The following is a 12,269-nucleotide window of genomic DNA, read 5'->3' as shown; positions in this document are numbered from 1 at the left end:
CGGGTCCGTCAGCCCGCCGGGCGCTCCAGGTGGCGCTCGGCCCACCGGCCGATGTCGCGCCGCTCGATCGCGGCGGCCATCAGGTCGGGGAAGGCGTCGGGGGTGCAGGCGAAGGCGGGCACCCCCATCGCGGCCAGGGCGGCGGCGTTCTCCCGGTCGTAGAAGGGCGCGCCCTCGTCGGACAGTGCCAGCAGCACGATCACCTGCACCCCGGCCGCGGTCATCTGGGCGACCCGGCGGAGCATCTCCTGCCGGACCCCGCCCTCGTAGAGGTCGCTGATCAGGATGAAGATCGAGTCGGTGGGCCGGGTGATGAGGCCCTGGCTGTAGGCGATGGCCCGGTTGATGTCGGTGCCGCCGCCGAGCTGGGTGCCGAACAGCAGCTCCACCGGGTCGTGCAGCTGGTCGGTGAGGTCGACGACCGCGGTGTCGAAGACCACCAGCGACGTCCTCAGCGACCGCATCGAGGCGAGCACCGCCCCGAAGACGCTGGAGTAGACGACCGAGGCGGCCATCGAACCGCTCTGGTCGATGCAGAGCACCACCTCGCGCTGGACCGCCCGCTGGCGCCTGCCGTACCCGACCAGGCGCGAGGGGATCACGGTGTTCTTCTCGGGCAGGTAGTTCTTCAGGTTCGCCCGGATCGTCCGGTCCCAGTCGATGTCGGCGACCCGCCGGGGCCGGTGGGTGCGGGCCGAGCGGTCCAGCGCGCCGGTCACCGCGGCCTTGGTCTTCTGCACCAGCCGCCGCTCCAGCTCGGAGACGACCTTGCGGACCAGTGCGCGGGCCGACTCCCTGGCCTTCTCGGGCATCACCCGGTTGAGCGACAGGAGCGTGCCGACCAGGTGGACGTCCGGCTCGACCGCCTCAAGCATCTCCGGCTCCAGCATCAGCCGGGTGAGGTTCAGCCGCTCGACGGCGTCCTTCTGCATCACCTGGACCACGGTCGAGGGGAAGTAGGACCTGATGTCGCCCAGCCAGCGGGCGACCCTCGGCGCGGACGCGCCCAGCCCGGCGCTCCGCTCCCGCGAGCCCTCCCCGCCGCCGTCGTTGTAGAGCGCGGCCAGGGCCCCGTCCATCCCCGCGTCGGTCCCGCCCAGCGCGCACCCGGTGCCGTCGGCGTCACCGCCGCCGAGCACCAGCCGCCAGCGGCGCAACCGCTCTCCGTCGTCCATCAGGCCCTCCCGAGAATCGCCAGCACGGTCCGCACGGCCGCCGCCGCGCGCTCGTCGTCCACGTCGTCGTCGGCCTCGGCCGTCCCCTGGGTCGCCCCCCGGCCGAGGACGCGGACCCGCTCCCCGATCGAGCGGCGCTCCGGCGCGGCAAAGGCGCCGAACGCCCGCCGGAGCAGGGGCAGCACGTCCACGAACGCCTCGGGGGCCAGCCCGGACAGCCACCCGTCGACCAGTCCCAGAAGCCGGGTGTCGTGGACCAGCAGCAGCCCTCCCCCCGAGGTGAACCCCTCGACCCAGGCCGCCGCCCGGGCGGGCGGGTGCCCCGCGGACATGGCGCGGGACATGCGCCGCTCCGCCCGCGCGGTGTCCAGGTCGCCGGCGTCCAGCAGGATCCGGACGAGCCGCCCCTCGATGAGCCCGTGCAGGTCGGAGCGGCGGGACACCGCGCGGAGCGCGCCCAGCCAGCGCGCCCTCGGCCCGTCCTCCGCCACGGCCTCCCCGGGGTCGAGCAGGCCGACCGCGGCGTGCACCGCGTCGACGTGGCCGACCAGGTCGCGGGCGGCGTCGTCGTCCAGCCCCGCCGCCGCGGCGGCCAGCCCGACGCAGATCCGGGTCAGCAGCGCCTCGGCGATGGAGGACAGCCCCGCGGCGGGCGTGCCGCGCACGTCGCCGTAGCGCTGGGCCCTGACCATCGCGGGCAGCGCCGCCATCAGGTGCGTCACGTCCCCGTCCAGCGCCGCCCGCGCCGACAGCGCGTCCAGCACGTCCGGCAGCGCCTCCGGCAGGTCGGCCAGGAGGCAGCGCTCGACCAGCGCCGTCAGGTCGGCCAGGGAGGCGGCGGCGGACGCCAGGTCCCGGACGCGGGTGGCGGCGGCGGCCGGGACGGTGGTGCCCCAGGCGCCCGCCTCGATCAGCTCGATGTCGAACTCCGGGCGCCAGACGAGGGTCCACGACTCCCGGAAGGTGCCCTTGCCCGTGCTCGTCCGCGGGCCGCCCCAGCCCACCCCGAGCAGCCGCAGGCGGTGCAGCAGCCTGCTGCGCTCCAGGTCGAGCGGCTTGCGCAGGTCGAGGTCGAGCTCGCGCTCCGTCGCCTCGGGCTTGAGCCGCAGCCGCCGCTGCTCGGCGCGCAGGTGCCGCTGGAGCGGGACCATCGGGGTGGCGTCGGGGACGTGGCCGAGCCTCTCCCCCACGACCATGCGCCGCCCGATCAGCTCCACCGGCAGGTCGTCGCCCTCGCACAGGACCGCCCGCGCGGCCTCGGTGACCTCCGCGAGCCCGGCCAGCGGCCGCCCGCGGAGCACCGCCAGGGAGCGCGCCAGCCGTACGGCCTCGATGACGTGCGCGGAGGAGACCGGCAGGTCCTCGGCGCGCAGCACCCCGGCGGCCTCGGTCAGCCACCGCTCCACCGGCCGGTCGGGCACGGCGAACAGGTGGTGGTACCAGCCCGGGGAGGTCACGCCCGCGCCGTACCCGCTCCAGGCCGCCAGCCGGCCGTAGGTCCACGGCACCCAGGTCGTCTCCACCTTGGCCTTGGGCAGGCCGCGCAGCAGCGCGTCGTCCGCCTTCGCCGCCGGCAGCCCCGCACCCCAGGCCCTGCCCGGCGTGCCCGTCAGCGCGGGCACGTGCCAGGCGCCGCAGACCACGGCGATCCGCTCGAACCCGTCCTTGACCGCCCCGCGGACCGTGCGGCGCATGAAGGCCTCGCGCCGCGCCTCGTGCGCGTCGGGGACGTGCCCCTCGCGGACCGCGGCCATCGCCTCGGCGATCACCTGGAACGGCGTGTCGCCGCGGTGCTCGACCGCGTCCTCCCACCACCGCTCGGGATCGTCGTAACCGGCGGCGCGGGCGAGCGCCCCGATCGGGTCGACCCGTACGGCCCGCGCCTCCTCGTCCCCGGTGTCCGCGGGATCGGCACCGGCGCCGGCGTCCTCACCGGCCTCGCCGCCGGTTCCGCTCCCGTCGGCTCCGTGCCCGCCGGGCCCGCCGTCCGCGCCCGCCCCGGGCTCCCGGTCCGCCGGGGGATCCGCGTCCCCGCCGGCCGCGCCCTCCCCCGCCGGGGCGTCCGGCGTGTCCGGGCGGGTCGCGAGGGCGTGCGCGGCGGGCAGGTCGCAGAAGCGCACCGGCACGCCCGCCCCGGTCGCGTAGCGGATCGCCTGCCACTCGGGTGAGAAGACCGCGAACGGCCAGAACGCCGCCTTCGACGGCTCGCCCGGCACGTGCGCCAGCAGCGCCACCGGCGGCCGCAGGTCGGGGTCCCGCGCCAGGTCCACGAGCCCGTCGGCCTCCGGCGGGCCCTCGATGAGCACGACGTCGGGCTTCAGCCGCTCCAGCTCCGCGCGCAGGGAGCGCGCCGAGCCGGGGCCGTGGTGCCGCACGCCGAGGACGTGCACGTTCATCGCTCGCCTCCTGTCGTGATGCGGGCCGAGGGGGTGTCCGGCCCACCGGCGGTCCCGGGACCGCCCGGGGCCGCCGGCGGGAGGGGCCGCGGCTCAGCCCGCGTCACGGCACGCCCGGTAGAAGTCGCGCCAGTCCTGGCGCTCCCGGACGACGGTCTCGAGGTACTCGCGCCAGACGACGCGGTCGGAGACCGGGTCCTGGACCACCGCTCCGGCGATCCCGGCGGCCACGTCCGAGGGGCGGAGCACGCCGTCGCCGAAGTGGGCGGCCAGGGCGATGCCGTTGGTGATGACGGAGATCGCCTCAGCGGTGCTGAGGGTGCCGCTGGGCGACTTGACCTTGGTCCGGCCGTCCTCGGTGACGCCGGTCCGCAGCTCCCGGAAGACCGTGACGACGCGGCGGATCTCCTCCAGGCCGGTCAGCGTCTCGGGCAGCTCCAGAGAGCGGCCGAGCTGCTCCACCCGGCGGGAGACGATGTCCACCTCCTCCTCCGCGGTGGCCGGCACCGGCAGCACCACGGTGTTGAACCTGCGGCGCAGCGCGCTGGACAGGTCGTTGACGCCGCGGTCGCGGTCGTTGGCGGTGGCGATGACGTTGAACCCGCGCGCGGCCTGGACCTCCTCGTTCAGCTCCGGGATCGGCAGCGTCTTCTCCGACAGCACGGTGATCAGCGCGTCCTGCACGTCGGAGGGCATCCGGGTGAGCTCCTCGACCCGGGCGATCCGTCCCTCGGCCATCGCGCGCATCACCGGGCTCGGGGTGAGGGCGTCCCGGGACGGGCCCTCGGCCAGCAGCCGGGCGTAGTTCCAGCCGTAGCGGATCGCCTCCTCGGCGGTGCCCGCCGTGCCCTGGACGAGCAGCGTGGAGTCGCCGCTGACCGCGGCGGCCAGGTGCTCCGAGAGCCAGGTCTTGGCGGTGCCGGGCACGCCGAGCAGCAGCAGCGCCCGGTCGGTGGCCAGCGTCGCCACCGCCACCTCCACGATGCGGCGGGGCCCGATGTACTTCGGGGTGATCCGGTCGCCGTCACCGAGGATGTAGGTGGTCACCGCCCACGGCGACAGCTTCCAGCCCGGCGGCCTGGCCCGGTCGTCGTCCTTGGCCAGCACCGCCAGCTCCTCGGCGTACTGGTCCTCGGCGTGGGCGCGCAGCACCGTCGTCATGGGATGAGCTCCTTCAGCATGTCGTCACGGAAACGCAGGAGGGCGGCGACCTCCTGGATGGGGGGTTCGAGCGAGAGCCGCTCGGCCAGGCCGTGCAGGGCGGGGTCGGCGCGCTCGCCGGCGAGCCTGGCCAGCTCGCCGACGTTCCACGGCTGCGTGCCGGACAGGTCGAGGATCTTCTGCAGCACGGCCCGGGTCAGCGCGGGCCCCCAGGGGGCGGCGGCACCGCTGAGGACCATGATGAGCTGCCCGTCCAGGCCGTGGCCTCGGACGAATCCGGCGGCCACGGCCTCCTGCTCCTCACGGGGCAGTACGGCCAGCAGGTCGGCGAGCGGGTCCCGGTCGAACAGCTCCCGGGCCCAGCCGGGATCGCGCTGGAGCACGGTCGCCCTGACCCATCCGGCCAGGACCTCCCGCTCCCAGTCGGGGATCTTCGCACGGACCAGCTCGCCCGGCGGACGGCCGAGCAGGGCCGGCCACACCTGCAGCGGGGTGCGGGCCACCAGCTGCTGCAGCCACCAGCTCCTGGCGCCGGTGCCGTGCGGCGGTCGGGACCGGATGCCGTCGCGCTCCATCGCGGCGTCGCACTCCTGCGGCGGATCGACCAGGATCCGGCGGCCCGCCGCGGTGAAGCAGCGGGCGGCCCGCTCGGCCATCCGCCGCGCCAGCCGGGAGTCCGGCAGCCGGGTGAGCAGGTCGGCGGCCTGGTGCCTGACCTCGCGGCGGCGGTCGTCCAGCGCGGCCTCCAGGAACGGCTCGTCCTCGGGACCGAGCCCGTCGGCGAGGATCTCCAAGAAGGCCGCCCGGTCGTCGGGGGTCTCCTTCTCCCAGGCCGCCGCGAGCAGCTCGCGCGCGGCGGCGGGGTCGGCGGCCCGGAGCGCGGCCAGGTGGGCGCGCCGGTCGCCCGGCGTGCCCAGCTCCCACTCCTCCGACCTCGGCCCGGCCGCCCCGGCCTCCTGGTCCAGGAAGTCCCAGGCCGGGTTGAGCCGGGCCAGCCAGCGGCCCCGCCGCCCGGCGAGGACGGCGGCGAACGGCCGGATCGAACGGTCGCGGGCGGCGTGGTCCAGGAGCTCGGGCAGCAGGTGCGCCGGGACCCGGCGGCCGAGCCCGGCGGCGGTCCCCAGCCACTCGGTGAGCAGTCTGCCCTGCTCGCCGCCGAGGATCCGGGCCAGCCGGTCGCCCGCGGCGCGCGGGACGGCGGGCTGCTCCTCGGCCGGGGCGGGCTCCAGCGGCTCCCCGGGGCGGGGACGCCGCCCGGCGCGGGCCCGCACGGTGTGCACCGCGGCCTGCGCCAGCAGCTCCGCCGCCGGGTCCGCCGCGCCGGGCAGCGGCCTGCGGTCGGTGCCGACGAGCGCGGTGGAGACCAGCTCCTCCCAGGGGACCGCGACGCCGGTCGCGGGACTCGTCGGCGGCCCCGCCACCGGGAGCGGCCCCCCGCCCGCCGCCGGCGCCCCGGACGTCGCGGGATCGGGCACCGGGCCGTGCTCCTCCGGGGTGTCCGCGGGGGTGCCCGGCGGTGTGTTCGTGGGAGTGCTCACAGCACGACCAGCCCTTCCTCGTTCCAGGCCGCGAGCGGCAGCAGGCCGCGCGGGGTCCACTCGGCGGCGACGGTCAGCGGGTGCCCGCCCGAGACGGCGAGCAGCCGCCAGGGCACGCCCGCCGACGGGTGCAGCGGGAGCCCGCCGTCCGGGCCGCCGAGCAGCCATCCGCCGTCCCGCATCGGAGCCGCCCGGTCGAGCACGAGCGGCCACGAGTCGAGCCAGGGATCGCCCGCCAGGGCCGCCGCCACCTCCGTGAGGGCCTCCTCCAGGGAGGAGCCGGGCGGGGCGCCCGCGGAGACCGCACCGTGGCGCTCCGCGACCAGGGCGCGCAGCGGCGCCGAGCCGGGGTAGAACGCCAGGTCGGCGTCCATCGTGGTGCCGGTGACCAGGGAGGCGTCCAGCGCCTGCCCGGCGGGGGCGAAGGCGAGCACGAGCGCGGCCCGGCCGGTCGTCCTGCCGCGCAGCCACACCCGCCGCGTGGTCAGCCGGTCCTGCTCCTCGTCGCGCCGCCCGAGCACGTCCCACCGGTCGCGGACCGTCTCACCGGCGAGCACCTCCTCCTTGGCGACGGGGAAACCGATCCGCGTGCGCACGGTCTGCCGCAGCCCCGCGCCGAGCGCGTCCGGCGTCCCGTCGGGGACCGCACGCCGGTGGGCGGTGAGCAGGAGGTGGAGCAGGGAGTATTCGCCGAGGAGGCGGGCGGGCCAGTCCTCGGCCGCCAGGACGGAGCCGAGGCGGGAGACGGTCCCCGCGACCCCGGGGGCCTGCGCGTCGACCAGGCGCTTGACCAGCCCGTCCCACTGGTCGTGCCGCCGTGCCCCGGCCAGTCCCTGCCTGACCTGGTCGGCCAGCCACCGCTCCAGCTCCGCCAGGCCGGCCGCGACCCGCTGCTCGCGCTGCCCGGCCCGCTTCGGGTCGGGGGCCGGGTCGCTCCGCTGCGCGCGGGCGGAGACGGAGGCGGCCGCGCGGGCGCGGCGCTGGTCGAGCCACTCGGCCGTCCAGTCGGCGGGCTCGGCGGCGTCCGGGACGCCGCCGGCCGACCAGAGCAGCAGCAGGCCGAGGGCGTGCTTGCACGGGAACTTCCTGCTGGGGCAGGTGCACTTGTAGGCGGGCTCGGTCAGGTCGACACAGGCCCGGTAGGGTTTGGAGCCGCTGCCCTTGCACTCGCCCCACACCGCGTCGGCGGTGACTCCGGCGCCCGACCACTTGCCGGGCGAGGAGACCCCCTGGGCCGCCTTCTGGGACGGGGCGTCGGGCGCGAGCGCGAGCACCTGGTCCCGGTTCCACCGTTCGATCACGTGCCGCACGCTATCGGGGCGCCCCGACAAAACCTCCGATCATGGTCCCGGACGCCCCCGCCGGTGCGCTTGCCGCCGCGTGCCCGTCCCGGGCGTGCCCGGCTCCGGTCCCGTCCGCCTTCCGGGACCGGAGCGGCGACGACTTAGGAGGCGACGACTTAGGATCGGTGCGGTGACGACGCCTTCCCGCCCTCCGCTCGCCGAGGCCCTGGACCTGCTGCCCCACCCCGAGGGCGGCTGGTTCCGGGAGACCTGGCGCACCTCCTGCGACCTCGCCCCGCCCGGGTACGGCGGGCCGCGCGCCACCGCCACCGGGATCTACTTCCTGCTGGAGCCCGGCGAGGAGTCGCGCCCGCACGTGGTCCGCTCCGACGAGGTGTGGCTCTGGCACCGGGGCGGACCGCTGACCCTGATCCTGGGCGGCCACGAGGGCCAGCCGGCCCGCGCGGTGACACTCGGCCCCAGAGTGGAGGACGGCCAGGTCCCGCAGGCCCTGGTCCCCGGCGGCACCTGGCAGGCCGCCCGCCCCGCCGGGGACGAGGGCGTGCTGGTGAGCTGCGTCGTCTCCCCCGGCTTCGACTTCGCCGACTTCCGCATGCTCTGACCCCGTCCCGGACGCCCGATCCCGCCCCCGGGCGTCCCCGGCCCGGCGGGTGGATGTGACGGGCCGCCGGCGGGCAGAGAGAATGCGGGCACACGCCCCAAGAAGGAGGTCAACGGTGACCCTCGACATCTTCTCCGTCGTCGGCGGCAAGGAAGCGACCGGCGGCACGGCCTACGACTCGATCAACCCCTCCCGCGTGGACGAGGTCGTCGCGCGCGTCCACCTGGCCGACGCCGGCGCGTTCGCCGCCGCCTGCCGTACCGCCGCGGCCGCGCAGGCGGAGTGGGCGCGGGTGCCCGCGCCGGTGCGCGGACGGGTGATCGCCTCGGTCGGGCGGCTGGTGGAGGCCAACGCCGAGGCGCTGGCCCGGCTGGTCACCCGCGAGATCGGCAAGCCGTACGCCGAGGCGCTGGGCGAGGTCCGGGAGATCGTCGACACCTGCGACTTCTTCCTGGGCGAGGGGCGGCGGCTCTACGGGCAGACGGTCCCCTCGGAGATGCCGGACAAGAGCCTGTTCACCTTCCGGGTCCCCGTCGGGGTGGCGGCGGTGGTCACCGCGGGGAACTTCCCGGTCGCGGTGCCGTCGTGGTACCTGGTCCCGGCGCTGCTGTGCGGCAATGCCGTGGTGTGGAAGCCCGCCGAGTACGCCGCGGCCTCCGCGCACGCGCTCTACCGGCTGCTGGCCGCGGCGGGGCTCCCGGACGGCGTGCTGAACCTCGTCCTGGCCGACGGCGGGCAGACCTTCGCGGGGCTGGAGACCGCCCTGGAGGAGGGCACGGTGCACAAGGTCGGGTTCACCGGTTCCAGCGGGGTCGGCCGGCGGATCGGCGAGCTGTGCGGGCGTCATCTGCAGTCGCCCTGCCTGGAGCTGGGCGGCAAGAACCCGATGGTCGTCATGCCGGACGCCGACCTGGACCTGGCGGTGGAGGGCGCGCTGTTCGCCGGGTTCGGCACGGCCGGGCAGCGCTGCACGTCGCTCGGTACGGTGATCGTGCACGAGAGCGTGCACGACGAGTTCCTCGCCCGCTACACGGCGGCCGTGGCCGGGGCGGAGATCGGCGACCCGGCCGGGGAGGTGCTCTGCGGGCCGCTGCTGGACCACAGGTTCGCCGAGCGCTACGAGGAGTACCTCGGCTGGATCGAGCCGCACCACACGGTCGTCTCCGGCCCGGTCGGCCGGATCACGCCGGAGAACCCCCGGGGCGGCTTCACCGGCTCCGGCGGCCTCTACTACCACCCGGTGGTCGTGGACGGCGTGCGCGCCGGCGACCGGCTCTTCCTGGAGGAGACGTTCGGCCCGATCGTGGGCGTGACCTCCTTCGGCACGCTGGAGGAGGCGATCGCGCTGGCCAACCGGCCCGGCTACGGGCTCTCGTCGTCGATCTACACCACCGACCCGAAGGCGGCCTTCCGGTTCCGCGCGGGCATCGGTGCGGGCATGGTCAGCGTCAACAACTCCACCTCCGGCGCCGAGGCGCACCTGCCCTTCGGCGGGAACGGCAAGTCCGGCAACGGCAGCCGCCAGTCGGGCGTGTGGGTGCTCGACCAGTTCACCCGCTGGCAGGCGATGAACTGGGACTACTCCGGCCGCCTGCAGAAGGCCCAGATGGACGTCGCCGAGATCGTCCCCGACCTGGACTTCCGCCTCTGACGGGGGTGGATCGAGGCCGTCCCGCCCGGCCGGGGCGGCCTCGCCGTATGCATCGCCGCCCGGCAGCGCCGTCAGGAGCGCGCGCCGCAGAGCCGTCCGCCGGCCGTACCCGAGAACTCGACCGGGCTAAAGGCGGGCGCCCACGTCGGCTCCGTTGCGGGGGCGCAGGAAGTCCGAGGACGGGATGGAGCCGTCGGGCCTGCGCGGCCCGGTCAGCGTCGCGGGATCGGTGCTGACCAGGGCGGCGTCGTTCCAGGTGCCGCCGGTGTCCCAGGAGTTGCCGCTGCCGGCGGCGGCCGGGCCCAGATCCGCGGCCTTGCCGTTGCCGGCGGCCAGGTTGCGGGTGAGGGTCGCGTCGGCGTCGGAGGCGTCGAAGCCCGTGCCGCCGTTGCGCCACGCGGTGCTGCGCTCCAGGACGATGGCGCCCGGATTGGCGTTGTCGATGAAACCGCCCACCTGGTTGCGGTAGGCGATGCTGTTGCGCACCACGTGCGCCGCGGCCGGGTCGGTCTCCCCGCCGCCTCCCAGTTTGAACCCGTTGCCGTCACCGGTGTAGCCCGGCAGGTTCCACCGGTTGAACCCGTTGCCGTAGGCGACGCTGCCCTCGATCAGGATCGGCGAGGTGAACTCCCAGGCGTCGAAGCCGTCATCGGAGTTGTTCCACAGCCGCGCACCGCGCACGACGTTGCCCGTGCCGCCGCCCTCCTTGATGCCCAGGCCGTCGGCGCTCTCCCCGTTCTTACGCGGGTCGCGGTTGCCGTAACTGTCGAGGTCGAGGACGAGGTTGCGACTGGAGGCGCCCTGGATCTGCACGCCGGTCTCGTAGTTGTCGTGGGTGGACAGGCGCTCGAAGACGTTGTCGTTGCAGCCGTCGCAGTACAGGCCGTAGGGGCCGTTGACGATCTCCAGGCCGATGAGCCTCCAGTGCGAGGCCTCCATGTGGACGGCTCCGCGCCCGGTCCGGGGGATGCTGCCGCCGACCGGGGCGGGCGTGTTGGGCAGTTGCTCGCCGTCGATGACCACACGCTCGCCGTCGTAGGCGGTCATCGTGATGGGCTTGGCCGCGGTGCCGCTCTTGACCAGCTGGATGTTGGCGGTCAGCCGGTAGGTGCCGCCGCGGATCGCGATGACGGTCCCCGGCCGGGCCAGCTCCACCGCCTTGTGGATCGTGGCCAGAGGCTGCTTCAGCGTGCCGGGGCCGCTGTCGTCGCCGCTCGTCGCGACCACCAGGGTGCCGGTCGGCGTCGTCGGTGTGGCCGTCGGGGTCGCGGTGGGCGTGACCGTCGGGGTGACGGTGGGGGTCGCTGTCGGGGTGGCCGTCGGGGTCGCGGTGGGCGTGACCGTCGGGGTGACGGTGGGGGTCGCCGTCGGGGTGGCCGTGGGGTCGCCGCCCGCCGGGACGAGACGCCACCGCTTGGTGGCGGCCGAGTCGCAGGAGTTCTGCTGGACGGGGGCGCCGGAGCCGGTGGAGCCGTCCTTGGTGTTGAGGCACTTGGCGCTGCCCGCGCTGACCACGCGGTAGGCGGCGCCGGCGGCGACCAGGTTCCAGGTCTGTGAGGCGGCGCCGGTGCAGCCCTCCTGCTGGACGGCCTTGCCGGCGGAGGTGGAGGCGTCCTTGACGCCGGCGCACTTGGCGCTGTGGGCGGCCCTGAGCTGGAAGCCGCCGCCGGCGGCGGTCAGCTGCCAGGTCTGGCCGGCGGCGCCGCAGCCGGCCTGGGTGAGCTGGAGGCCGTCGGAGCCACCGGCTCCGGGGACGGTCAGGCACAGGCCGCTCGCGTCGTTGACGATGGTGTAGGCACCGGGTGCCGGGGCGGCCGCAGCGGCGGCGGAGGTGCCGGCCGCCCATCCGGACGCGGCGAGCGCGCCGACGACGGCGACGGCCGCGGCCCTGGTGTCGAATCCGCTTCTCACAGCCGAGCTCCTTGCTGGTCCGGCAGGTCACGGCGACCCGGTCTCCGGGTTCGTCCGGTGATCACCTGCGCCCTCGGAAGCGCACGGCTCCGTGCCCCGGAGGCAGGGACACGCTAGGAAAGCGTTTTCCAAATGTCAACGGACCATGAAACTTTCACGGGCGGGCGAGCCCTCCGGCTCCGTTCCAGCCGTGATCCGCCGCCCGCCGTCGTCCCTCCCGTGGAGGCCCTCCTCCGGACGACCGGCCCGAGGTGATGAGCGGTCCGAGACGGGAACCGGGACGCCGCCCGGGGACTCGGCCGGCGTTCCGCCAGGTCTTTACCGTTTCGCGGGGTTCCCCCCATCATGATCGCGGCATGCCCTCAGAGGGCGACTCCGACGGGGTCGCTCCGACCGCGGGGACCGCGTGCTGCGGCGCGGTCCCCGCGGATCCAGCGGATCCAGCGGATCCAGCGGATCCAGCGGATCCACCGACACGCGCGAGACCCGCCCCGGCCAGATCGGCGCCGGGGCGAGCACTCCCCTGACCGGC

At 75.7% G+C, this 12,269-nt stretch carries 8 protein-coding genes; 2 read left to right on the top strand and 6 right to left on the bottom strand.

All coding sequences use genetic code 11. The annotated features are described in order from the left end of the window. Nucleotides 1–8: 8 nt before the first annotated feature. From IEZ06_RS06420 to IEZ06_RS06400, 5 genes are all read right to left on the bottom strand, one after another. On the bottom strand, nt 9–1,175 hold the full coding sequence (locus IEZ06_RS06420) for a VWA domain-containing protein (protein ID WP_189235718.1): 1,167 nt from the start codon (nt 1,173–1,175) through the stop codon (nt 9–11). Then, nucleotides 1,175–3,571: a DUF5682 family protein gene (locus IEZ06_RS06415; RefSeq protein WP_189235717.1), complete on the bottom strand. Its 2,397-nt coding sequence runs from the start codon at nt 3,569–3,571 to the stop codon at nt 1,175–1,177. The genes IEZ06_RS06420 and IEZ06_RS06415 overlap by 1 nt, the downstream gene beginning before the upstream one ends. A 93-nt stretch (nt 3,572–3,664) precedes the next feature. Next, nucleotides 3,665–4,732, bottom strand: a complete 1,068-nt coding sequence (locus IEZ06_RS06410; protein ID WP_068895698.1) for an ATP-binding protein — start codon at nt 4,730–4,732, stop codon at nt 3,665–3,667. Then, the gene (locus IEZ06_RS06405) at nt 4,729–6,270 is read right to left on the bottom strand and encodes a DUF5691 domain-containing protein (RefSeq protein WP_229797831.1); all 1,542 of its coding nucleotides are present in this window, start codon (nt 6,268–6,270) and stop codon (nt 4,729–4,731) included. The genes IEZ06_RS06410 and IEZ06_RS06405 overlap by 4 nt, the downstream gene beginning before the upstream one ends. Continuing rightward, on the bottom strand, nt 6,267–7,571 hold the full coding sequence (locus IEZ06_RS06400) for an SWIM zinc finger family protein (RefSeq protein ID WP_189235716.1): 1,305 nt from the start codon (nt 7,569–7,571) through the stop codon (nt 6,267–6,269). The genes IEZ06_RS06405 and IEZ06_RS06400 overlap by 4 nt, the downstream gene beginning before the upstream one ends. A gap of 172 nt (nt 7,572–7,743) precedes the next feature. Here IEZ06_RS06400 and IEZ06_RS06395 point away from each other — a divergent pair, with 172 nt between their 5' ends. Next, nucleotides 7,744–8,175, top strand: a complete 432-nt coding sequence (locus IEZ06_RS06395; RefSeq protein WP_189235715.1) for a cupin domain-containing protein — start codon at nt 7,744–7,746, stop codon at nt 8,173–8,175. Nucleotides 8,176–8,290: 115 nt separating this feature from the next. Further along, nucleotides 8,291–9,826 carry an aldehyde dehydrogenase family protein gene (locus tag IEZ06_RS06390; RefSeq protein WP_203871766.1) on the top strand — a complete coding sequence of 512 codons (1,536 nt, stop codon included), beginning with the start codon at nt 8,291–8,293 and terminating at the stop codon, nt 9,824–9,826. A 126-nt stretch (nt 9,827–9,952) separates the two neighbouring features. On the opposite strand, the gene IEZ06_RS06385 is transcribed toward IEZ06_RS06390, so the two are convergent. Continuing rightward, on the bottom strand, nt 9,953–11,737 hold the full coding sequence (locus IEZ06_RS06385; RefSeq protein ID WP_189235713.1) for a right-handed parallel beta-helix repeat-containing protein: 1,785 nt from the start codon (nt 11,735–11,737) through the stop codon (nt 9,953–9,955). Between the last annotated feature and the right edge of the window lie 532 nt (nt 11,738–12,269).

The organism is Planomonospora antibiotica (assembly GCF_014647955.1).
GTDB classification, from domain to species: domain Bacteria; phylum Actinomycetota; class Actinomycetes; order Streptosporangiales; family Streptosporangiaceae; genus Planomonospora; species Planomonospora parontospora.
This window is presented reverse-complemented; position numbering and strand designations above follow the sequence as displayed.